General features: G+C 55.9%; 21 protein-coding genes. 10 read left to right on the forward strand and 11 right to left on the reverse strand.

The features are described from left to right. Positions 1-125: 125 nt before the first annotated feature. Positions 126-947: a DUF429 domain-containing protein gene (locus tag SM754_RS18015; protein WP_323677544.1), complete on the forward strand. Its 822-nt coding sequence runs from the start codon at positions 126-128 to the stop codon at positions 945-947. A 227-nt stretch (positions 948-1,174) separates the two neighbouring features. Here SM754_RS18015 and SM754_RS18020 read toward each other — a convergent pair whose 3' ends face one another. The 7 genes from SM754_RS18020 to SM754_RS18050 all read right to left on the reverse strand — a co-directional run bounded on the left by SM754_RS18020 (position 1,175) and on the right by SM754_RS18050 (position 5,587). After that, the gene (locus tag SM754_RS18020; RefSeq protein WP_323677545.1) at positions 1,175-1,714 is read right to left on the reverse strand and encodes a hypothetical protein; all 540 of its coding nucleotides are present in this window, start codon (positions 1,712-1,714) and stop codon (positions 1,175-1,177) included. Then, the gene (locus tag SM754_RS18025) at positions 1,711-2,307 is read right to left on the reverse strand and encodes a hypothetical protein (protein WP_323677546.1); all 597 of its coding nucleotides are present in this window, start codon (positions 2,305-2,307) and stop codon (positions 1,711-1,713) included. The genes SM754_RS18020 and SM754_RS18025 overlap by 4 nt, the downstream gene beginning before the upstream one ends. 861 nt (positions 2,308-3,168) lie before the next feature. Next, entirely contained in the window at positions 3,169-4,116 is a 948-nt protein-coding gene (locus tag SM754_RS18030) for a hypothetical protein (RefSeq protein WP_323677547.1), read from the reverse strand. Beyond that, on the reverse strand, positions 4,113-4,544 hold the full coding sequence (locus SM754_RS18035) for a MarR family winged helix-turn-helix transcriptional regulator (RefSeq protein WP_323677548.1): 432 nt from the start codon (positions 4,542-4,544) through the stop codon (positions 4,113-4,115). The genes SM754_RS18030 and SM754_RS18035 overlap by 4 nt, the downstream gene beginning before the upstream one ends. Further along, positions 4,541-4,921, reverse strand: a complete 381-nt coding sequence (locus SM754_RS18040) for a hypothetical protein (protein WP_323677549.1) — start codon at positions 4,919-4,921, stop codon at positions 4,541-4,543. The genes SM754_RS18035 and SM754_RS18040 overlap by 4 nt, the downstream gene beginning before the upstream one ends. Positions 4,922-4,994: 73 nt before the next feature. After that, positions 4,995-5,264 carry a hypothetical protein gene (locus SM754_RS18045; protein ID WP_323677550.1) on the reverse strand — a complete coding sequence of 90 codons (270 nt, stop codon included), beginning with the start codon at positions 5,262-5,264 and terminating at the stop codon, positions 4,995-4,997. Beyond that, on the reverse strand, positions 5,261-5,587 hold the full coding sequence (locus tag SM754_RS18050; RefSeq protein ID WP_323677551.1) for a hypothetical protein: 327 nt from the start codon (positions 5,585-5,587) through the stop codon (positions 5,261-5,263). The genes SM754_RS18045 and SM754_RS18050 overlap by 4 nt, the downstream gene beginning before the upstream one ends. 266 nt (positions 5,588-5,853) lie before the next feature. Between SM754_RS18050 and SM754_RS18055 the strand changes: the two genes are divergently transcribed. The 6 genes from SM754_RS18055 to SM754_RS20630 all read left to right on the forward strand — a co-directional run bounded on the left by SM754_RS18055 (position 5,854) and on the right by SM754_RS20630 (position 9,783). Further along, positions 5,854-6,111, forward strand: a complete 258-nt coding sequence (locus tag SM754_RS18055; protein ID WP_323677552.1) for an ArsR family transcriptional regulator — start codon at positions 5,854-5,856, stop codon at positions 6,109-6,111. 87 nt (positions 6,112-6,198) lie between these two features. Further along, positions 6,199-6,393: a winged helix-turn-helix domain-containing protein gene (locus SM754_RS18060; protein ID WP_323677553.1), complete on the forward strand. Its 195-nt coding sequence runs from the start codon at positions 6,199-6,201 to the stop codon at positions 6,391-6,393. 171 nt (positions 6,394-6,564) lie between these two features. Further along, positions 6,565-8,280 carry an outer membrane protein assembly factor BamB family protein gene (locus SM754_RS18065; RefSeq protein ID WP_323677554.1) on the forward strand — a complete coding sequence of 572 codons (1,716 nt, stop codon included), beginning with the start codon at positions 6,565-6,567 and terminating at the stop codon, positions 8,278-8,280. Then, the gene (locus SM754_RS18070; protein WP_323677555.1) at positions 8,280-8,543 is read left to right on the forward strand and encodes a hypothetical protein; all 264 of its coding nucleotides are present in this window, start codon (positions 8,280-8,282) and stop codon (positions 8,541-8,543) included. Before SM754_RS18065 ends, SM754_RS18070 begins: the two co-directional genes overlap by 1 nt. A 1-nt stretch (position 8,544) precedes the next feature. Then, entirely contained in the window at positions 8,545-9,369 is an 825-nt protein-coding gene (locus tag SM754_RS18075; protein WP_323677556.1) for a hypothetical protein, read from the forward strand. A 129-nt stretch (positions 9,370-9,498) separates the two neighbouring features. Next, a complete protein-coding gene (locus SM754_RS20630; protein ID WP_501993821.1) occupies positions 9,499-9,783 on the forward strand; it encodes a winged helix-turn-helix domain-containing protein in 285 nt (94 codons plus the stop codon). A 136-nt stretch (positions 9,784-9,919) separates the two neighbouring features. On the opposite strand, the gene SM754_RS18080 is transcribed toward SM754_RS20630, so the two are convergent. Next, complete coding sequence (locus tag SM754_RS18080; protein WP_323677557.1) at positions 9,920-10,924, reverse strand: type II restriction enzyme NmeDI-related protein; 1,005 nt, start codon at positions 10,922-10,924, stop codon at positions 9,920-9,922. A gap of 433 nt (positions 10,925-11,357) precedes the next feature. Between SM754_RS18080 and SM754_RS18085 the strand changes: the two genes are divergently transcribed. Beyond that, complete coding sequence (locus tag SM754_RS18085) at positions 11,358-11,852, forward strand: hypothetical protein (protein WP_323677558.1); 495 nt, start codon at positions 11,358-11,360, stop codon at positions 11,850-11,852. A gap of 344 nt (positions 11,853-12,196) precedes the next feature. Here the strand turns inward: SM754_RS18085 and SM754_RS18090 are convergent, their stop codons facing one another. After that, complete coding sequence (locus tag SM754_RS18090) at positions 12,197-12,904, reverse strand: hypothetical protein (RefSeq protein WP_323677559.1); 708 nt, start codon at positions 12,902-12,904, stop codon at positions 12,197-12,199. Positions 12,905-12,960: 56 nt separating this feature from the next. On the opposite strand from SM754_RS18090, the gene tcmP reads away from it, so the two are divergent. Continuing rightward, positions 12,961-13,959 (forward strand): three-Cys-motif partner protein TcmP, encoded by a 999-nt coding sequence (tcmP, locus tag SM754_RS18095; protein WP_323677560.1) that lies wholly within the window; start codon positions 12,961-12,963, stop codon positions 13,957-13,959. On the opposite strand, the gene SM754_RS18100 is transcribed toward tcmP, so the two are convergent. Then, entirely contained in the window at positions 13,945-15,006 is a 1,062-nt protein-coding gene (locus SM754_RS18100) for an SPL family radical SAM protein (protein ID WP_323677561.1), read from the reverse strand. The two genes, tcmP and SM754_RS18100, sit on opposite strands and share 15 nt — an antisense overlap. A gap of 110 nt (positions 15,007-15,116) precedes the next feature. On the opposite strand from SM754_RS18100, the gene SM754_RS18105 reads away from it, so the two are divergent. Continuing rightward, positions 15,117-18,341, forward strand: a complete 3,225-nt coding sequence (locus SM754_RS18105) for a tetratricopeptide repeat protein (RefSeq protein WP_323677562.1) — start codon at positions 15,117-15,119, stop codon at positions 18,339-18,341. Positions 18,342-18,545: 204 nt separating this feature from the next. Here SM754_RS18105 and SM754_RS18110 read toward each other — a convergent pair whose 3' ends face one another. After that, the gene (locus tag SM754_RS18110) at positions 18,546-22,145 is read right to left on the reverse strand and encodes an Eco57I restriction-modification methylase domain-containing protein (RefSeq protein WP_323677563.1); all 3,600 of its coding nucleotides are present in this window, start codon (positions 22,143-22,145) and stop codon (positions 18,546-18,548) included. Positions 22,146-22,242: the final 97 nt, after the last annotated feature.

The raw sequence follows: 22,242 nt of genomic DNA on the forward strand, positions 1-22,242 counted from the left end.
CTGAAATGCGCCGTCAGAAACATCGAACTTAGCGTCAGCGGCTCACACCTGTGAAATCACGCGTCTAAACAAGGCCCTTTTTTGAACTACCTGACTGCACATCCCCCAAACTCCTTCTAATACAAATGACAGTACGTACTGTGTGGAACTCTCAACCAGACATCGTCGGAATCGATTTCAGTGGCGCCCAAAACGCCGGAGACAACATCTGGATCACCACCGGAACAACAACAACAGGCACCCTCACCGTCACGGCCTGCAACCCAGCCACAGACTTCCTCAACATCCCTCCCGACAAGGAGCTGGTGTTTGAAGCACTCGTCGACTGGACTGACTCACTGTCCAGCGCAACCATCGGCCTCGACTTCCCCTTCAGCATCCCCAAAGCAATCGCACACTCAGTCTTCGACGCCACCTGCTACAAAGACCTCCTCACAAGCCCGACGTGGCCAGCACTCACTCCAGACCAATTCCGCCACCAATGCACCAACACCTCTGGCGATCAGTATCGCCTCACCGACGCCATGCATCGCGGCGACCACCCTCACAGCATCCGCGTCTACAAACAAACCTTCCACGGCATCAGAGACATCCTCAAACCTCTCCACAACCGCAACGTCTCCATCGCACCAATGCTCAACACCGGCCCAACCACTGTCCTCGAAACATACCCCGCAGCCACACTCGCCGCCGAACCCAACCTCATCGCCACCCACTACAAAAACACCTCCTCCGGACGCGACCACCGACAACACAACATCCAAACCCTCAGCCAACTCCCAGCACTCAACCTCTCCAACCTCCCACAAGCGACAGTAATCAACGACTCCGAAGGCCACGCCCTCGACAGTCTCGTCGCTGCACTCGCAACCTACCGCGCCACCCACCAAACCTCACCCTTCACACGCACCCCCTACACCCCTATCGAAGGCCACATCTACAGCTAACCCACATGAATCCCACTCCCCACCCCATTGACCTGAACACGACTCCCTCACGTGGCCACGACCAACACACCATTCCTCCAGCCACCGTCCACCACCCCCATCGAAACCTGCCACTCCGACCACCTGACCCACAATAACACTGCAACCCGCACGACCCAGCGAACGACACAATACCGCGTGTCTCAAACTGTGTCACATAAGCCCTTGCCGAAACTCCTCAGGCTGACCTACACGTGGTATGCATCGCCGAACATCTCGAAGTGATCCACAAGGACATCCATCGCGTCCATGATCTCAGCTTTCGAACTGACGTGCCGATAGAACACGGTGTTCGAATCATACGGATTCGGCGCCATATCCACTTCCCACTCACCCGCACGAGTCCGTTCAACAACGGAATTGTCAATCTCGCCATCTGCTCCTTTGAGTTTGTAGCCAAACGCGCGCAGGGCGCCGTCAATATCAGTCCGATTGTACTCCGCTGGCGGCATCCAATACAGATGCACGTTCAAATTGACGCCCTCCGGCGCAGCCGGCCCCGTCAAAGAATGATTGATCCGGTGATTCGCCAACCCACTCCCCGGATTCTCACTCTGGCGCACGCGTGCACTCTCTCCCCGCTGGAACAACTCCGGCTGGACCGCAATCATCCGCTCCTCGAACTGTCGGAGCAGCGCCCCCATCTGGGATTGAAATTCATCAACTAACCGCAGCGCTTTCACGTATCGGTCGTCCACCAACCCGTTCGAGACAATATCCTCACTCATGCATCCACCCAGTCACGCAGGTACTGTAGTTGTTTGCGCAACTGGCGCGTCCGCTGTGCCGTCGGCAACAGATCCACAATCCCTGTCGGTGCGGCGAGCGCCTCAACGACGGCCTGGGACTGGAACCCCAGCACGCGACGCTCGATACTCGCACACAACAAATACGCATTCGCCGCCCAATATGCATCCACACTCTCTCCACCAACCAGGCAGGACCGCAACGCCATCGCGACATCCGTCCAGTATCGGATCTGGACCGGCGCGTGACCAGGCCAATTGATACGCTCTCCACCAGTCTCAGTGTCGGTGACGGTCGTGTCCAGTGTCGAGTCGAGCGCACCTCGTTGTTGCTCCGGGAGTAACAGGACGTGTGTCCACTCGTAGTTCGGATAGTGCTGTTCGATGAGGGCGACCGTTTCAGCGGTCTTCCCGTAGTGCTCGTCACCAAGCTTCACCTCGATTGACACCGCGCGGTCCTCGTGGAACACGAGAATATCTGCCCGCCGGTCCACTCCACCAGCGTTCGACAGAAACGCCTCTGTCAGCACGGAGGCTGGTTCACGTGAGACGGTGATCTCGAACAGTGTCTCCACGAATGCCTGGGAGGGGCGGAGCGTGCGCGCGAGCCACGCTGACCAATCAGGCTCCGTTGCTGGGGGTAATGGTCCACGCTCGCTCCGATCCACGTTAGTATCTTCTGCTAACGGGTCCGTGTCAAACACTCCCGACCCAGCCCTCCACGCAGCATTCGCACGCTCAAACTCCTCAGCGAGCGCACTCGCTCGCGCACGCCCACCTCCAGCAAAATCACCCCACCACACGTCAACCCCGGCCCACCAACTAGTAACAGTCTCACCCGCCATCGATTGCGTCACACAGCCTGGCTGCGCGACTGTCACCTCGCTCTGCTCCGACCAGTCCGTCACAGCCGACGACAACCCAGGACGAGATTCAAGCGTGAGGCACTCACCCGAGTACCGCGCAGCACCGACCGGCTGCTGGGGCTCGGTATCAGGCCACCACTCGTCAATTGCCATCCACTCACCGGCCGTCGCGACTATCTCCATACGAACCCCATCACACAATTTCTCATCCTACACAGCCAAAGAACTACTGCAGCCCACAACAGCACGTGCACCGCCAGTTCAACCCCCAGCCCTGACATGCAATTCTCCTCGCGAACATTCACTACTAGGAAGCACCCAAATCCAGGGCCATTGATGCAACCACTAACCAATGTGGGTTACACTGTCGTAACACAGACACAACCTAGGTCGTAACGCAAGTGCACTCGTCCTGAACTCGCCGTAAACTGGACGAGTCCCGGACGAGTCCCCGCACCAACCGCTAGTCGATGGATGCTTACAGCGGCGGCGTCGGTGGAAGCGTTTGGCGTGGTGATAGGTTCGGGCTATCGCCCAGAGCCGCGTGTTACGGTGCTCGCTCGTAGGTGGTTACGACAGCGTAACGTCACCCCCGCCATCGGTGAGCACCTGCTGGCTGCCCTCGCTCTCGCTGTTCGTGGCTGTCACACTGGTGACGTCGTCTCCGTCACTGAACTGATTGGTATACTCGCGCCACGCCTCGCGATCGATGATGACGAGGTTCTTGTCGTTCCGCCGGTCGGTACTGCTGGCGGGCGCGAACTCGAGGAGATCCTTGCCGAAGCGCCCGATGAACTCCATGACGCGTCGCACCGTGTTCCGGTTCGGATGCCGGACGTCCAAGCGCTTGGCGAGTTCTGGGGTGGCGATTTCGCGTTCGATCACATCACGGAGCTTGTTCGATGACAGATGCAACTCCTCACCGTGCGGGGTGGCGTACTGGGCGAGATGCGGGAAGAGCCGGGCGGCGATCTCCTGGTTCGAGGAGAGATCGTGCTCGTAGGGCTCCAGGTTTGTAGCCGTCGTATACAGCTGGTGGAGTGGCGTGAGGTCCTCGACGCTGGGGCCGGCTTGCTGTGCTGCGAGTTCGGCGGCGTCGACCTCGCCGTGGGCCACCTCCTCGACGCGGGTTTCGAGGTGTTCGAGCCGCGTGAAGACGTCGCCGTCGTTCTGGACGTGGACGTCCGCGGCCGCGCCGTCCAGGTCGCCGTAGACGATGTCTTCGAGGTCCCAGACGTCGGTGGTGAGGAAGTCCAGGCGGTCGGTGATGTCGCGTTCGATGTGGGCGATGGTGCGTTCGAGGCCCCGACGCTTCTGCTGTTCGCGTTCGTACTGCGAGCTTAACCTATCCACCTCGCGTTCCAGGTCGTCGTTCTCGCGTTCGAGCTCGTCGACGTCGCCTTCGAGATTCTCGACCTCATCCTCGAGACTGTCGACGCGGTCTTCGAGTTCTTGGAGGCGGTCGGCGACGTCGGCTTCGAGGTCGTTAAGCCGGTCCTCGATATTGTTCGTGGTCATTGGCCGTCACCTCCCGTGGCATCGGCGGTGGTGTCGTGTGCTGTAGTGGTGGTGTTGTGGCCGAGTTCGATAGCGGTGATGGTGGTTAGAGTCTGGATGGCGGGTGTGGTGAGGTGGTAGTGGCGGCGGCGGGCGTCTTCGAGGTCGTGTTGGATCTTGATCCAGCCGCGGTCTTGGAGGCGGTGGGTGGTGGGGTAGAAGCGGCTGGTGGTTGGTTCGTCGGTGTCGTAGTGGGGGTAGGTGCGGAGCATTTCGCGGATGCTGGTGGCGGTCTCGCTGGCCTGTGGGTGCGTGGCGTCGAGCGCGTAGAGGGCGCGGAGGATGTCGCGTTGGAACCCGCTGAGCGTGTCGAACCGCTCCGGCGCAGGCTCGCTCTCGTCAGTGCTGGTCGTGGTGTCAGGGCTGTCGGTTGTGGTGTGGTTGGTCATTGGATGAGTTGGCCGCAGAGTTGGCAGCGTTCCTGGTCGGTCGTCTGATTCGTCTCGGGCACGCAGTCGTGGTCGTCGTCGACGACCCGCCCACCGTCCGCGCGAACCGGCCCGCGCGTCCGCTCGATCTCGGGACTCGGGGTGTGGGGTTCGGGGGTGGGGGTGATGGTGTCGCCCCAGGCTTCGCGCACCTGGGGGAGGGTGTGGGTGTGCCAGTCGCGCGCGCTGGTTTCGAGGACTTCGAGTTCGACCCGTGGTGGATTGGTCGCGGTGATGTGGCTGACCCGCACCGGGCCGAGTCGCGCGTGGTGGAGGTGGGTGCCGGTGGTGAGGTGGTGGCCGTGGACGGTGACCCCGCGTTCGCTACTGGGGGTCATTGGGGGCCTCCGTGGGCGAGGGAGGGGGTGCTGGTGAGGGCGGCGAGAGTGAGAGTGCGGGTGGTGTAGTGGGTCATCGCGGGTCACCACCGACGGCGCTGGGGTCCGCTTGGTCGAGTCTGTCGGCGAGACTCCCGGCAGTGAAGCCGCCGGGGTGGGCGCGGGCGCGTCGCTCGGGGGTGTCGAACGCCGCCTCGCAGTTGCGACAGTACCAGTCCTTGTCGGGGGCGACAGTCCGTTGGGACTTCGAGAAACCGGGGCCGCGCCGATACAACGCCTCCGGCCCCGCATCACAGTACGGGCACGCATCCGTCTGCCCGTACCCTTGGTCGTCGTCGCTCACGCCCCATCACCCCTGGAGAGGCGCGTGAGCGCATGCGTCGCATACGACCACTCAAAGCCACCATCCCCACGCGGCCGGGTGTCGGTGGGGTCGTGCTCGTGGGGGTCGATATCGAAAGCGAGCCGGAGTTGATCTGCGACTGCCTCCGGGATTGCATCCACGTCGTCGGGCGTCTCCAGCGTCGTCTGCGTCTCGATGCCGCGCCGGGTGACCTCGTGGGTCTGGTGGACGACGACGCTGGGCGCGCGGTCGTCGTGATTGGTGTGCGGTGCGTCCTGGGTCGGTGCGGGAGGTTTTTCTCCCGCGCTAGCATCCTTGCTCATGGCTGCGTCGCCTCTATCGACGGAGCCCACGCGGGCCCGATGGTCCAAGCATCGGGGCCCGCAGTTCTCGCGTAGGTTGTTGATTCGTGAGTGGTGGGTCCACGCGAGGCTCGCGTCAGGCACCATGTTGTGCTTGGGGGACTTAGTTCTTAGGCACAGTATAATGCCTAGTAAGACAAGTATGGTGCCTGAAAATCGGGGCATGAAAACGGTCATTATCGTCCGATTTAACCGTTTTCTCGATGCGGAGACCGCTCCCAGACTGGATGACCCACGTCGATAGAAGCCTCTTGGAACGTCTCCAGAACGAGGGAGCTGACGAACTTGTCCTCGGACCGAGACCGATTGCGGATAACACTGACTTCGCCCGCAGTACTGTCCGAACTCACCTCCTCGAATTACGCGACCACAATATGGTCGAATACTATGATGAGGAGGGTGGAGTCTATCAACTAACAGACCGAGGTCGCGCCTTCCTTGCCGGTGACGAAGACCCCGCTGGGAACGACTACGACGACCCGTAGTCGATGAAGCCGGGACTCGCTGGTTGGATGATTCCAGCCGGCTGAGCAATACTGGAATGGCCGCGGAACGAGGGCAACGACGAACTGGTGCTAACTCCGCGTCTTCTTGCAGATAACTCCGACTACGCGCGGACGACCGTTCGAGAGCACCTATTAGAACTCCTCGACCACGGTTTGGTCGAGTACTACGACGAGGACGCTGCCGTGTACCAGCTATCTGATCGAGGCCGCGCGTACCTTGCAGGCGACCTCGACGTCTCCGAACTGGACGACGACGCCTAGGACTCGGCTGGAACCAGCTACTGGATTCTTCGGGTGAAAGCACGCCACAGCCTTACTGCAGCAGGTAGTTGAACCGCCGAGCGAGTGTGCCAGATGTGCCACTTCTACGCGATGGTCCCAAATGCATTTGTGATGGGGTGTTCATGTGGCAGATGAATGTCGAATTGGGGTTTGGGACGGACAGTGGGGGTGGTTTGTGCGGTCCTCATCTTCGGAACTGTGGTAGGAGGGGTGACGGTCGTTGCACAGGACCAAGCCTGGGACTGGGAAGTCTCGGACGAGGAGAAGTGGGTTAGTGAGATGGAGGTGACGTCTGGTGAGGACTATACGTACGTGATATTTCGGGATGAGTACCCGTCGTTCGAGGGTGCAGAGCTGATGAAGATTGCTGCCGATGGTGAAGTCGTCTGGCGGCAGTCGTTCGAGTCTCCAGTGAGTGGGGTCGACACTCTCTACGTGCACGATTCACAGGTCATGGTTCGGGCGGAGAACATCGACACGGGCGCTACTCACACCACGGCATTCGGGACGAATGGAGACCAGCTCTGGGAACAGAGCGGAACTGCTGCCCCAGAAGCTCTGGTTGCAGACGGGTTTGTTCACGTGATTGGAGACGACAAGGAACGGGTTCAAGGGGTGCAGTATGACGACGGGGGACAATGGGAGACAGATTCATTCGATGAGGTGGCTGGTGTCACGGCAGTCGGTTCAGATGTGGTGTTCTTCGGAACTCGGAACGGAGAAACGGCAATCTATCGGGTTGGGCCGGGCGGGACACAGCTTGCAAACCAAACGGTAACTCACGATATACATGTAAATTCTGTTAGAAGGTGGCAAGGGAATCTCCTTGTGGATGCTTTTGATGAGTTGTATTTCTTTGACCAGTCCTTAGAGGAACAGCAGCGAGTCTCTGGCGTCGAAGATTATATCGCAACGGATTCCGGTTTGTTCGTATTGGGGAATGGGGGGACGGTAGCTAAACTAACGGCTGCTGGCAAGACTGAATGGGAGCAACCAGATGCGATTAATCAGAGCGCAGCGCACCAGTTGCGGTACAGTCCGCGACACGGAACGGTGTCCGTTTCCGGCGGTGTCTACCCGGGTGGGCAGGCGGATTTCAACACGAGTGCTGTGACAGTTCTGGATGCGACTACTGGGACAGTGCAATACAACAAGTGGCTCGTGCATCCTGATTTGGGGCGGTCGGTCGGACTCATCCGACAGACCAGTGACGGGGGCGTACTGATTTCCGAAGGTGGCTTTGGAATCGCGAAAGCCAGCGCTGATGGCGATGTCGAATGGCATCTCTCCGAAGACGATGACTTGAACCTCTCTGAAGCCAATGCGTCAGACCGTGGCGCGGTTGATTATCGGATAGGGCGTGATAAACATGTGCTCGGCAGTCACTCAGAGGGCTTTGTCGTCATCACAGGAGGGATTGCGACGATAGTCAGCGACGGTGGCGACCTGATAGAGACTGGCCGGTATGCCGAGATTGGTGACTACCCGTCTTTCGGTGATGGGTATCTGTTTTCGCCAGATAAAACTCACGGAGTTGCCAAACTCTCGTCACCGAGTCAAATTGACCAGGAGATGCTTCAGGGTAGGGGCGATGGTGGCGGTGGTATCTTCAGTGCCGTGGGCTCGTTGCTTGGCGGGTCAAGCCAGAGTCCCCCCCAACAGCTCGTCGTCACCGCGCCTGGCACCGATCTGTCAGGTATCAATTTCACCCAGCCTCCTGCAACATCGGATAGTCCGAGCTCTGGGTTTGTTGTTGCACTCACGGCGTTTCTCAAACAGATGGTGTCGGTTCAGGGCTTGGTTGTTGTTGGCGCAGCTGTCGTCGGAGTGCTCATCACGCGGACGTTCACAGACGAGGATCGATAGTGGCGCTCTTTGAGCTCGCCCAGCTCTTGTGGCCCGCGCTGTTTGTGTTGTCGCTGCTCCAGTTGGGACTTGCATACTGTCCACCTGCGCGTGGACAGGTTTCGATGGTCGTTGTTGTGGGCTTGGTCGCGGGTGGCATTGGCGTCTTATACGTGATTCAGCCGTTGAGTGCGGCCGTTGGCGTTGCGTTGACTACTATCGGTTTTGGGGCGCCGCTTGGGCTTGGTCTTGTCTCGATCAAACTGCTTGTGGAGGAAGGCTAGTATGTACCCGCTGCAATTGACGTCGTTCCTGAATCTCATTCCGGCTTGGTTGCCGACGGCCACGCTGTCCGCTGGAACGGTCCTCGTGTTATTCGGGCTTACCAGGCGCTACGTTACGTCTGCGGACGGGCCGCTTTCGTCGCTTCCGTATCACGGCTACCCACTCATCATTACAGTAACCCTCTCTGTGGCGGCTGCTACTTACACCGTCATTCAACGGTTCGATATGACGCTCTTGTTCGTCGTGCAAATCTTCTTCACTGGCCGCCTTATCCAAGGCGCGCTCACAGCCCGCATCATCGGTAAAGTCATCGACGCGATCGAAGAAATCCATGCCTCTCTCACGACCAGTACTACAAAGCTGCACTCACAATCACTCCCCGAACGAGCCTACTCGTACATCCTTACCAAGCTCAAAGACCGCCTCACCATCATCATCGCCACTGGCATCATCAGCACCTACACCACGATTAGCGTTCTCGCTGTTTTCCTCATCGGCGACGGCGTAATCTCCACCGCGATCAAGCGGTTCTGGATTGGTTACTTTTTCCTCATCACCGCCGGACTCGTATTTGACTTCCGACACTTTGCCCACCGTCTCCCGCTGCTTGCCGGAGTCGGCCTCATCATCGCCATTGTCGGCGCCTTCCTCTATCAGCCAGTGAGCTTCTCAGCATACCTCACCCAACTCGGCCCCTACCTCGAAACACCAATCCCCGACTGGGCCCGCTACCCAATCAGCGCCATCGGCTTCCTCTGTGGCTTCCTCTTCTGGGCCCTCTTCTACAACCAACACCGCACCACCCAACACAACCACCCTCCCTAACAGAACCCCTCTCCCCCCACCCAGACCAAACAAGCAAAAGCACCGAAACTTTGTGAATCTTCATTTGGACTGAATGGAAACATTCTGTGATGAAAACAATCAACTTAGCCGCGCTGGGGCGTATGACCAATGCAACCCCGGTTAGCCAATTGGATGACTCCCTCAGACCGGGATATCCTCGAAATCCTTGCGAACGAGGGTGGACGCCGCGAACTAGTCCTGACTCCTCGTCTAATTGCTGAGAACACCGACTGGGCCAGAGACACAATCCGAGAACATGTCGTGGTTCTCCGAGACCACAATCTAATCGAATACCACGATGAATCTGCGGGAATCTATCAACTCTCAGACCGGGGCCGCGCGTACCTTGCTGGCAACCTCGACGTCTCTGAATTGGACGATGACGAGTCATAGCACTCGGCTGGAACCGGCTACTGGATTCTTCGACTGAAAGCATGCCGCAGCCTTACTGAAGGAGATAGTTCAATCGGCGAGCGAGTGTGCCAGACTTGCCAGTTAATGAGTGACGTCGGTTCGAAAATCTACGAGTTCAGAATACTTGTTGAAGCGGGCCGGCTTGGCGGACAGTCTTGGCTTTCTCGCGAACGGTGTCGAAGGAGATGTAGTCGAGTGAGCAGTGTGGTGAGTCGCCGAGGACTGCTTGAATGGTCGGGCGGTCGATTTCTTTCCGGACTTTGTCTTCGTCGGCTTCGGGGGCGACGATGTGCATGTTGACGACGATGTTGGGGACCTTGACGACGAAGTCGGTCATTCGGAGGATGCCGCTGTAGATGCTAGTGGTGCTTTCGACCTCGAACATGTGGGCGATGTAGTCGTCTTTGAGCCAGATGACGTCCACGTACTCGATGATGTTGGTCGTGGCAGAACTGAATCCTGGTAGCTTCAGGGAGTCGATGCAGTCCTCGCCGAGTTCTTCACCATTGTATTCTCGGGATTTGTCGTTCTTCGCCACGTAGACGTCGTAGCCATGTTGCACGCCCAGCTCGATGAGTCGGTACTGAATCTCGGTATGGTCCGTTGATTGTTCATCGTCGCCGTTACCACCAATATCGTTGCCGCGTTGGAATTTTTGGAAGGCTTCTTCGATGGAGTTGTATTCTTGCAGGAGACTGTTGATGGCGTCTTCGGATACGCGCATGAATCCATGGGGGACCCAGCCCTCTTCGTAATCGAGGTCCCGCGCGATTCGCTCTCGCGCCACGCTGATCTGGTGATAGTTCGTTACGGTGTAGATGAGTGAGCTGTCAGCATTATCCCACAGTTTGTCGCCCACTGTTGGGCTTTCGAACGTGGTACCAACACGAGCAGCGGCGAAGAACTCACCGTCGTTATAGAAGAGGAGTGGGTCGCCTGATTGCATCTCCTCGAAGAACTTTCGTTTCTGCTCGCCATCGGTAGTCCCCCAGACTCGTACTTCGTCCTGTAAGGCGACCTCTGGTGGTGCTTCCTCTGGTGGAGGGAGTGGACTCTCGACCGTATCTTGGAAATGGTCGATCCAGTCACCTCCTACTGGGACGATGTAGAGCCGCGTCATCTTGCCTAGCCTGTCAACATCCAGTGTCTTGTAGCTACTGCGGGCCTTGGAGTCTGTAGTGCTGCTTCGTGTGATGGTTGAGTAGGAAGCTATGAAGTGGTGGCGTCGCCAGTTTGTCTTAGGATGACGATATTTCTAAGCCGTTGTCGGAGATGGACGTTTTCGTTGAGTGTTGAGATGCTTGACGCGCTGATAGTGTTGATAGCGATGGGTGTGGTTGGTGGACTCGGCTATTCTGCGCAGCAGGTGTTGAGCGTGCTATTGCTGCCGACCCAGTCGGGTGCGACGATGATCTCTATCTGGACTCTTGTGGTCTCGCAGGCGATACCGGCTAACGGTGTCGGTCTCTATCTTGCGATTCTACTCGTAGGTGCGGTGAAGGTTAGGAACGCGATTCGTGCGGTTTGGAAGCTGGTCACGCCGCCGCACTTTGGTGGCGCGGTTCCTGCTCTCGCCCCGACCTTTGCAGAGCGGCAAGCCGCGACGCAGCGAGCGAGGAGGGTGGGAATCGGGTGCGTCGTTGGGGATGGCCACCGCGATGGCCTTTTCGGCGTTCGTGCAGTTCGAATTGGCATTCCAATCTTGGTACGACCCGTACGTGTATGCCCTCCCGTGGGACGTGATTTCGACTGGCATCTCGATTCTTGTCGGACCCGGAGCTGATAGGTTACTGTTGAGTGACCTTTCGACCGCAAATCCGTTGGAGGTCGTGGCGAACCTCGGAATTCGAATTATCCCAGGCGTGATAGTTGCAGTTGGCTATCTGAACCTGTTCCGCGTGTCTATTGAGGTGATTGAAGACCGGGCGATGAATTTTGTATCAAACCGGTCTGCTGCCGTACATGGTTATCTTAGTTTGGGTGTCTACACGTGCTGTGTGGTGCTGGCGGCCCTCTTCTGGAGTCTCTATCTGGGTGAACTGGTGTAGGAGAGTCGGCACCGGTGAACCGATGTTACAGGCTGATTGTTTCCTCTATTCTGCACCTTCTCTGTTATGCTGGCAAAGAACGGATGTTTGCATCGTACAATAGCTTGAGTTTCTTTGGGTGTCACAATGGGTCGAACGGCCGTTTTTTGATTCGTATTGTTGGTGGGACTTCTTGGGGGAATCTCTGCACAAGACTTTTGACCGTCGATAGACAATTATTGTCTACCGATAAAGCCGTGTGCGGTCGATGACCTCGCATAGGTGGGAAAACCACCTCGTTCGACTGAATCCCACATCCGTCCTTTGGGATCGGGAATCAGTCGGGCTGGCGGGTGGGAGACCAATCACGGTCCGGCACTAATGTCCGAGAGAGACTTCTCAAGATGTGCGAGCGCTGCACTGTTCATGCCCTTGGTCACAGCGTCCGTCTCGAGCTCACTCATCCAGTCGGTACCGGCCTTGGTGTCTTCCGCGATGCCACCTGCGAGGCAGTCAGCGGACTGGATGCCGTTTGACTGCCGTGACCCCTCGTAATAGACTTTGACGTCTGGGATGAAGTCTGAAAGATGCGTCTTCACCTTCTCGCATTGTTTTTTCGAGGCGACTCGGTCGAACGTGAAGAGGGCTCGACGTTCCTCGGTGGCACCCATCTCGAAGAGAATCTCGCCGTACACATAGCCGGTGAACGCGAGGTCCCAGGTGAGATCTACGTCCTGGTAGAGCAGGTGATAATTGTCCATGGAGTGGAGTTGCCCCTTGGTGATGACTGAGTACCCGTATTCGACGGTGTCCTGTTGATCAGCGAGGCAGTCGAAGAACCGGCGTTTCTGCGTGCTGGTGAGATCGTTCCACTTCGCTTCTGGGATATCGTCGATGCGTCGAACGGCTCGTTTCGCGCAGCGGCCCGCGGACACGTTGTCGCCACCGACGACACCGAAGACACAGACCTCACAGTCGCCATGAAGTAGGTTTCGGAGGTGACCGGAGACATCTCCAAAATAGTGCATACTAGAGAGTCTGCTTCTCACTGTCACCGGGTTGCATAAGAGCATGTCGGTGGGTACTGGATAACATTCATTATGTTTCAATTCCATCATAGGATCTATCGATGGATGGCCCTACGTATTTGAAGCGCCGGATTGACGCAGTACGCCAACGTTCGGATGAGGTGCTGGCTGTCGCTCCCGGGGTGGCGAACGAGTTTGACAGTTGGTCGGTGCTAAAACTGATATTGCATTCAGCAGCTGTGCGTATGTATACTGACGTCCATCAGGGCCAGGAGACGGGAAAGACGTTCTACATCGATGCCCTCGCCGGGTCAGGAGTGTCAAAATACTCCGACTCCGAATGTTTCCTCGGGTCACCTTTGGTGGCTTGCAAAGCAGCCCAGGAACCGTTCACGAAGATGTATTTCATCGAAGCGAACGGCGACTACGCGCGGGCACTGAAGGACCGTCTGGAGCATGCGTTTTCACTGCCCAAGTTCACCAAGCCAGACGAATATGAAATTATCGACAGGGACGCTAATGACGCGTTAGGTGACATTGCCCGAGAGATCCAATCTCTGGGTGACTACGACGAGCGGTTCAACTACTACTGCTTCATCGACAACCAAGCGATGGACGTCAACTGGAACGCTATCTCGGATATCACCCCAACGCCGTATGGCGACCTCCTCATCAACATCCCAATCACCCATGCAATTGGCCGCAGCGCCAATCAGAACACCATGGAAGCCCTATCTGCCTTTTACGGAATCGACATGCATGGGCACGCCACGGGCGACGTGACCCGTGAAGACCTCCTGCAACTGTATCTGGACCGAATTAAAAACCAAGGCCGTGAGGTCATTGAATCGACGCGTGTCCAAACGGACGTGGGCAGCTTTTGGTTCGATCTTGCGTATGCTACCCGCAAGACGGGTGGAAGCAACGGTTATATGCGCGTGATTCGGTACGTTCGCGAATTCATCGAATCAGTCCATTCGGGGCATGTCGACACCATTCTGGACGACGGCCAGACCGGCCTCACCGATTTCACCCCAGACACCGATATCGCCGATGCACTCCCAGATGATGAACCCCAACGAGAACTAACCGAATTCTGATAATAGTGTCGACGGAATCTCCGGCGGTGGATTCTCAGGAGTTGGTCGGTTGGCGAAGTTCTCTGGTGGCTGACGGTCCTTCCATCCCTGCAGCCAGTCGTGGACCTGACCATCAGTGTGTTTGAGGTGGCGGCTGTCGGGCCAGAGATGTACCGGTAACTCCAGCTCCATGCCGAGTTGTTGGACCCAAACGAACTGGCGAAGACTATACTCCAACCAGGCGGTTTGATCTCGGATGCGGTCGAGTTCGGTGGCGAGTTCGTCCTGGCCGGCATCCCGGGCGGCCTCGACTGTCATCCGGAAGTTGCCGGATCGGGGATTGATTGGTTCGTGAAAGATGACGTCCGGTTCGCATTCGGCTATTGTTTGAAGCAGATCTCGCAGTTCTGGCTTCGAGAGCGTCGGATACGTCGGTGACATCGAAACAAACGTGTTCACACCGTGTTCTGCGAATTGCTTAAGACCGCGAAGACGATGGGCTGGGCCGGGGGCGCGTGGTTCGATGGCAGTGACCTGACCAGCATTGAGCGAAGAAATTGAAGAGCCGATGGTGACGTACTTGCCTGCGGACTTGAACGCGTCGAGGTCTTGGAGTGCGAGTATCGGATTCCGCGTCAACACCCGTGCGTATCGCTCGTGGTCCGCTAGTGCTTGGACTGTCTGGCGCGTAATCTCGCCGGCACGGCCGTCCATGTAGCAATCAGTCCCAAACGAGATGCCGACAATACCCTGGCCGTGCGGTGTCTGGTGCCAGGTCCGCTTTCGCTCTAGAATACCTGGCAATCGATTGGGGATGCTGTCGCGATATAGCACGTACTGGCCCCACTCTTTCTGTGGGGCATCGACGCCAGCCTCCTCTTTCAGCATGTCTGGGCGGGCGCGAATCGCTGGTGTCGACGGTACATAACAGAACTTGCAGCCGTGTCGACAGCCCGTTGCGACGTTGATGACGTAGTCACACAGTGACTTCGAATGTAACGCTGATTTCGATAACACCGACTCAGTCGGGTCGTCACCCGTCGTCAACTTTTCGTCGGCGATGCCCATAGTCTCTTATCTAGTTCTAGACCCAAACTTCTGTCGACTATGGTCTATAAGGTTGAATCTACCAGCGACCCAAACAACTACGTACCGTAACGCCATACGACCTTTTCATCGTGCTAGAGAGCGCTGTGGCGGCGAGCTTAATTGCCAACGGAGTTGCTGATACGATTTCAATTTCAGGAAATCGCGTCTATCACACCCTGAATGACTTAATATCAGAATCTGATGCGGAACTTCTCTCGGCGGCATTAGTGGAAGCCCTTTCAGAGGAAGCTGAACTCAAACCTGAGCAACAGGACGAGCTAAGTGTGGATTTACTCCAGCCAGTCGACGACTTTTCTCTGGAGGGCGTTTACCAATCGAGGAGTGAAATTGAATCACAAATAGCGATTCGACTGGCTACCTCGGATTCAGTTGTCTATCCAGATGAAAAGCGGGAAGCTGAAACAGTTGTTTCTGAAGCGATGGATGTAGCATTGAGTGTGTGGTTTGATGAGATACAGGGTACTGAAACCGCTCAGAGGTACCTTTTAGAGATTAATAAAAACGTAGATGCGAAATTAGATGGAATTCAGCGTAAGCTCGATTGTGTGATTGAGACGCAGGCGTCTCAAGAGTGGTATGAACGGATAGATGTGGAGGATACCAAAGAGGCAGCAGCTATGGTTGAATCTGAATTGCTGACTGGGCCCCCGGTCACTGAAGACGTTCATATTCAACGTGCGGAGCTTCCTGAGACACTTGATCACGACCAATATCTGATTCAGGGGCGTCGTGGAATTGGGAAAACACACGCACTAAAGACTCTTCAACAACGAATTTTGGAGCAACGGGACGTTGAACACGTAATTCTCCCGAAATCAGGGTACATCGGGAAGAAGGACGTGAGAGGTCTTTCACAGGAATCGTTTTCGGGACATGTCCTACTGATTTGGGATGACATCCACGGAGTACAGCCCGGTGAACAGGGAGGGACAGTTCGTGAAGCCATCCAACGATTATCCCGCAACATATCAGCCGAAGAATCTGAGCTGTATCTCCTCTGCTCGGTGGGGGCCGAATACAAAGATGAACTCGATTATCTAGCTCGGCCAGATGACCGTGTTTGGAGCGCGATCCAGGAGCTTACTCTGGAACCGCTTCCAAGAGCTGGTGTTTCTGAACTTTGTGACCAGATGCTTTCGGCATATGGGGTGGATGTTGATGAGGAACTGGCAAGTAAAATCGCGTATGAGGTCTGGTATGCCGATCCCTCACCGTCGTACGTTGAAGCTGTCGTTGCAACACTGAATTCATCGGACGATATCGAAAACCAGGTGGAGAACCTTCCGGTGGACGTCAGTGGAATCTGGCATGAACAGTACGAACATCTTTGTCGAGAGAACCCCGAAGCGCGATTTCTTCTGTGGGGTATGGATTTACTCCGGATGGCGGCCATTCCAATTTACGAATCCACCTTACGCCAAGTCTATAGTGAGGTGTTTGGGCGTGATGAATTTGAATTTACCCGGCAGCTCAAGGTGCTCGAACGGAACCAATGGGTTTGGGAAGAAAGGAATCCCAATCCGCCTGTTGATGAACCGCAATACGATATCCGCGCAGCCCAACTTCAAGGAGTGGACGAAGACCGGATGCAAGTGATTGACAGATTCTCTGACTTCGTTTTAGAATCCCTTGTGTCAACGATTCCAGACGCTGCTCGGGACTGGATTCCCCAGTATCACTCAAATCTAGCTGGGTTTCTCATGTATAATTTGATTGGGGACACGCGGAAACTGGCAGAGGCTCATTTGGAGCGTGCTGAAGAACTCGCGCCATTTGATCCTCGTATCCAGAACAACTTTGCATTGTTCTTGGAACTTGAAGGACGCCAGGAAGAAGCTCTCGAACATTACGAGAAGGCGCTGGCGGTGGCACCGGAATGGGCTACACTCCGGAATGCCTACGCAGCGACACTCGATGAGGTTGATCGTCCATATGAGGCGGTCCAGGAATATCGGAAAGCGATTCAGTCTGACCAGCCCTCGGTGATGGCTCACTACAATCTAGGGGCGTTACTCAGTGAGTTGAAAGAGTTCACTGAGGCGAAAGTCCAATTCGAGAAGGCCAGAACCAAAGGATATCATGTTCCCGACTTGTATTACAATCTAGCAGTTGTGAATAAGTCAATTGGAAACTACTTGGAAGCCAAAGAAATCGCTGAGAGAGGGAGAGAGCTGTTCCCTGAAAACCACCATGTGAAACTCATCTTAGCTAATCTCTATCTTGAACTTGAATACCCGGATAGGACCAGAGACATGCTGCGTCCTCTGATTGATACCAACCAAGAGATTCAACCAATTGTTCACGGTCTGTTAGCGAGAGCCTTTGCTGACCTTGGTGAGCGAGAGCTCATGGAGAAACACGCAAAAGAGGTAGGGGAGAACACTTCGACAAACCTATTAGGAGATGACTTCGTGGAAAATAGTACAGTTGAGGATATTCGGAGTCGGCCAGATTTAGAATCGAAATCGAACGAGCTCAGAGCGCTTGATGCGATGGCGCGGGAGGAGCGATACACGAAGGTCTGGGAGCGAGGAACTCATTTCTTGGAACAGGGAAGTGAGTCCTCAGAGCTTCACCGCCGGTTGGGAGATTGTGGGGAGAAACTGAACCATTATGAACAGGCGGAAACCCACTATCAGAAAGCGGTACAGTTAGACGCGGAAAATCACAAAGCTCGTCATCATTACGGGAATTTTCTCAAGCATAGAGGCCGTATTGAAGAAGCTAAGGCTCAATTCCAGGCAGCTATTGAGGGGACGGACGATCCACAAATCTACAACGATTACGGTCTGCTCAATTTCGAAAATGTGGCATACGGAGCAGCAGCAAAGTGTTATGAAGCTGCTATCAAATCACTGGATGGTTCTACTGACATGAATTCTGAGGCTCACCGAATTCATTTCAACTATGGACAGTTGCTCTACTACACCGGGGCTCTTGAAACTGCGAAACGACACTATCTCAAATCCATTCAGTTAAATGATGAGTATGCAAATGCAAAGTTCGGATTGGGCCAAGTTGAGGGGGAGACTGGAAATGTACGAGCGGGGCTAAAATATCTCAGAGAGGCCAAAGAACTCCACGTGAAGAATGGCAATATTGAGAATTGGAAAACCACTGTCCGACAGATTCTAAAAATTCTCAAGGACGATGGCCAGTATGAAGAAGGAATCCGGGTATGCGAGAATAGTATTGAAATGATGGAAAATCTGGCCCCATTGAGTCATCCCTTCACTATAATCCTCCATCAGGAGTTAGACTCCTTTGCAAGAAGCAGATCCGCGACCGAGTGAATACATTTTTATTTTGTCCTCTTATGATGTCGAGATATCTCTTCCGACGCCGCTTCTGGTGGCGGAATAGGTGACGCGACAGTCTCTTTGAAGCGAATATTCTACTCACTTCCTGCGGGGACGATCGAGAGACGAGTCATCCCGCCTAGCCGCTCAAACTGGAAGCGCTTGAAGCTACTGCGCTACCTGTTCCGCTTACCGAATTTAGTCGTACGGTCCTTCATCCGATAGCAAATCATACTTCTCGAAGACCATGTCGAGGTATGCGTCTGTCATGAGACGAGGGTTCTCTACGCGGTGGAAGTCGTTTAGGACGAACTGAACATCTCTATGCTCCAAACCGTATGCATGGAAAGCAGCTGCATCGATTTCTGCCCGAAGTTCTAACCGCTCCTCTTCCTCTGTTGCTGGGGAGATGTCATCCAGACGCTTGCGCATTTCCGCGAACGACCCGTCGTAGCAATTCAGCCGAGCTGCGCGATGGGAGATATAGTTGAACCAGTCGTCGGTATCGGTCAGCCGGGGTACCTTTGCTTCAAGGAATTTGTATTTGACTATGTGCGTATCAATCTTGGTTCGCATGAGGAAGTCAAAGGGAATGCTGTTTAAAAGCCCGACCGCAGCGAAGAGTTCTCGATCTGCGAATGTTCTAGTGTAGGCGCTGTGGAGAGGCTCTTCAGTCAAGTCTGCTTCCTCTGCCTTAATCTCGAACGGTTTGATGGTCTGGAGAGTGTGAAGACAAACGGTATCTTTCGGAAGTACCGTCGCGATTACTGACCGCTCGTCCGTGGCCCGCGCCACGTCCCGGTATGCGATTCGGTACTCGGTGCAATCGAGTAAGACGTCGTTCTGATTGAGCGGTTTGTCTCTCTTTTCATTTAGCAAATCATCGACAAACTGGACCTGCGACTTGGAAGTTTTTTCTCCCCCATAGGCGGTATAAAGGGATTTCTTGAGGTTTCCTTGGTTGAATTTCTTCTCTTGAATCCTATTCTTAGCATTCTGTTCTGAATCTGCATCGAGACTCCAGTATTGGGGCGGTTCCAGATCCGATTCGAAGGTGTTGTCGAACGCGAACTGATGGATGTTCTCGCCACCGTAGACCGGATAGTCTCCAACATCCTCAGAGTCTACGAAAAGGTGCTTGTCAGATGGCTCATGAAGCTCCTTCGTGAGCACGTTTACGTTCCAACCTTCGTCTACCTCGTCTCCTAACGACGGATTGGTTAGGAGACTTGCGAGTACGTCCGCCTCTTGTTGTGATGTGATAGATGGAAAGATTCCAGCCTCGGGAGAATACTCTGTCAACACCTCGCGCGGAATGTCTGCGGCGACGTCGTCGACTCGTTTGAGTACGTCGGTCGTCATCTGAGCAAAGATGCCTTCGATTCCGTCTGTCGTCCCCCCATTCTGGGCAGTCAGAATCCCGAACCGATAGCGGTTGTCGATTTGGTCGAAGATGCCTTTGTTTTCGAAGCCGACGACGGTGTCGAGCGTGGTGTTGTCGAGGATGTGGTTGCGGATGTCTTTGGCGATGGCACCATTGAGGATGAAACCGGGGAGGATGAGGCTGACGTAGCCGGTGTCGGCGAGAAGATCGAAGACGCGTTCTGTGAAGAGAGCTGAGAGGTCGTTCTCGCTCGCGACGGTTCGTCCGGCGACTTTGGGAGATTGTAGTTGGTATTCGGTGCTGTTGTTGAAGTACGAGGCACGCCGTTCCATGCTCTCTTGATAGGCGTCCCATTCCGCTGCGATGGTGTCTTCTTCGAGACGCTTTTCCTGGATTTCGTCTTTGCGCTCCGAATCGTACTGGCGGAAGGTTTCGTCGTACTGGGAGAAGAAGTCGTCTCGATTGGGACTGAGTACTTCCCAGGGTGGGTTCCCGATGATGACGTCGAAGCAGCCGTCGTTCCAGACTTCGGCAAATTCGACGATCCAGTGAAGTGGGTCGAACGATTGGAGTTCTTCTGTCGTGAGATTCTCGACACCAGCTTCGCGAGCATTTTTTGCGAGTTGTTCGTCGAAGTCTGGTCGATGACGGTTCATCCGCTCTTCAGCGAGCTTCCGCCAGTTCGCTGCCTCTGAGCTGTCAGTGGCTCCCCGATGATTCTGAACCGCCTCAATTATTTCGTGGTACTTCTCCCGCACGGTCCAATCGTCGAAGGTTGTCTTCCCCTTGTTCTGGGGGACCTCGTCGACGTACCCGATGAGGCTGTTTCCTTGGCGGATGTTGAAGTCGATGTTGGGGAGGGGTTCGACGTCTTTGGGTTCGTCTTCGATGTCGGCGACCATCGAGAGCCAGAGTCGGAGTTTGCAGATTTCGACGGCGCCGTCGTCGATGTCGACGCCGTAGAGGTTGTTGAGGATGATTTGTCGTTTGGCGTGTAGGGAGGGGCCGCCTTGGGTTTCGGTGATTGTTTCGAGTTCGTCGCGGGTCTGGCTCGACAGTTCCCAGGCTTTGCCTTGGTCGTCGAGTGTTTGGAAGTATTCGATGCATTGGAGGTAGATGTCGAGGAGGACTTCTTGGGCGGCGAGGAGGAAGGCGCCGCTGCCGACGGCTGGGTCGAGGACGCTCATCTCGGTAAGGATGTCGTGGTAGAGCGTCTCCACGTGTTCGGTCTCCACGTTGTTGGTGGGGGCTTGGGCGGTGATGGCGCCGCCGTCTGCGAGTGCCTCGTTCGCACCCCCACTCTGGACGTCTTCGAGTGCGAACACGTCGTCGATATCCTCGTAGTCCGCGTCCACCGCGTCGTTGAGTTGGTCGAGGAGATATGGATGGATCGTTCGGCGCGCCATGAACCCGGTGATCTCTTCGGGGGTGTAGTAGGCGCCCATCTCTTTCTGGTTGACTGTCTGTTCGAAGATGTGGCCGAGGATGGCGGGGGAGAGGTTCTTGGGGTCGACGATGTCGAGGCGTTCGTCGACGTTCCAGTTCCAGTCCGAGAGGAAGTCGAGGATGTCGCCGAACAGCTCGTTCGTTCGCGCCGTGGTACTGCCGAGGCGGGCGTCGTCGAACTCCTCCTCGACGGGGTTCTTCGAGAACAACCCGCCGTTGAGGTACGGGAGGCTCCCGAAGTCCCCGCGGTCGATGCCTTCGGCGAGCATCTCGAAGAACAACGGATGATAGAAGTCCGCGTACACGTCGCCGTCGTCGTCGACGACCTCCTCGTGTTTGTCGTGGAGGTACGAGCGATTCCGGTCCAGCAGACGTTTCTCCTGGATGAAGTAGAGGAAGATCATGCGGTCCAGGACGATCTGGACGTACCGCTGCTTCGCATCCCCACGGTCGTCCGGGATGCCAGCGACCTCCTGGACGAGGTCCGTTCGCAGCGTTTCGAACTGCTCGTAGAATTCTTTGACGACCTGCTTGGTGTCGTAGAGCGTGTCGACGACCGTGTTGGGGTTGCCGTACTCGATGCTGTTGAGCTTCTGGAGCACCGTGTTCTTCTGGCCGCTGTCGCTCGTCATCTGCTCCTTGGTGAACGAGAGCTTCTGGTGCTTGATGCGACCGTGCTGTTGACCCTCCCAGCTCCGGATTCGCGTGAGGAACGTGAACTCCTCGAAGTCGTTCGTCGCGACCAGATTCGTCCGGCGGGACCGATTCTCCGGCTTGAAATCGTTCGCGGACTCCCCAGCACCTGCCTCGACCAGAACGATGAACTCGTTGTCGTCAATCTGCAGCGCTAATTTGTGCTCCTCGTCAAGCCCGTCGTACGTCTTCAAGCCGCGTTTCTTCAATGACTCCGCGATATCTTCAAGCGAATCCCAGTCCGCGATATCGTCGGCGGAGATCTGGCCAGCCATGCCCCAGACCAACCCGGCAGGTCACATAAAACCCACGTGCGGCACCCGAATCACCCCACGAAACCAAGCCACGCACGCAGCATCCTTTCGTGAAATC

Source organism: Halorubellus amylolyticus (assembly GCF_034808145.1).
Taxonomy (GTDB): domain Archaea; phylum Halobacteriota; class Halobacteria; order Halobacteriales; family Natrialbaceae; genus Halorubellus.

Excerpts from the sequence above, each read along its gene's own strand:
- SM754_RS18015 (WP_323677544.1), top strand. The coding sequence starts at position 126 with ATGACAGTACGTACTGTGTGGAACTCTCAACCAGACATCGTCGGAATC.
- SM754_RS18020 (WP_323677545.1), bottom strand. The coding sequence starts at position 1,714 with ATGAGTGAGGATATTGTCTCGAACGGGTTGGTGGACGACCGATACGTG.
- SM754_RS18030 (WP_323677547.1), bottom strand. The coding sequence starts at position 4,116 with ATGACCACGAACAATATCGAGGACCGGCTTAACGACCTCGAAGCCGAC.
- SM754_RS18035 (WP_323677548.1), bottom strand. The coding sequence starts at position 4,544 with ATGACCAACCACACCACAACCGACAGCCCTGACACCACGACCAGCACT.
- SM754_RS18040 (WP_323677549.1), bottom strand. The coding sequence starts at position 4,921 with ATGACCCCCAGTAGCGAACGCGGGGTCACCGTCCACGGCCACCACCTC.
- SM754_RS18050 (WP_323677551.1), bottom strand. The coding sequence starts at position 5,587 with ATGAGCAAGGATGCTAGCGCGGGAGAAAAACCTCCCGCACCGACCCAG.
- SM754_RS18055 (WP_323677552.1), top strand. The coding sequence starts at position 5,854 with ATGACCCACGTCGATAGAAGCCTCTTGGAACGTCTCCAGAACGAGGGA.
- SM754_RS18075 (WP_323677556.1), top strand. The coding sequence starts at position 8,545 with ATGTACCCGCTGCAATTGACGTCGTTCCTGAATCTCATTCCGGCTTGG.
- SM754_RS20630 (WP_501993821.1), top strand. The coding sequence starts at position 9,499 with ATGCAACCCCGGTTAGCCAATTGGATGACTCCCTCAGACCGGGATATC.
- SM754_RS18080 (WP_323677557.1), bottom strand. The coding sequence starts at position 10,924 with ATGACGCGGCTCTACATCGTCCCAGTAGGAGGTGACTGGATCGACCAT.
- SM754_RS18090 (WP_323677559.1), bottom strand. The coding sequence starts at position 12,904 with ATGCTCTTATGCAACCCGGTGACAGTGAGAAGCAGACTCTCTAGTATG.
- tcmP (WP_323677560.1), top strand. The coding sequence starts at position 12,961 with ATGGATGGCCCTACGTATTTGAAGCGCCGGATTGACGCAGTACGCCAA.
- SM754_RS18100 (WP_323677561.1), bottom strand. The coding sequence starts at position 15,006 with ATGGGCATCGCCGACGAAAAGTTGACGACGGGTGACGACCCGACTGAG.
- SM754_RS18110 (WP_323677563.1), bottom strand. The coding sequence starts at position 22,145 with ATGGCTGGCCAGATCTCCGCCGACGATATCGCGGACTGGGATTCGCTT.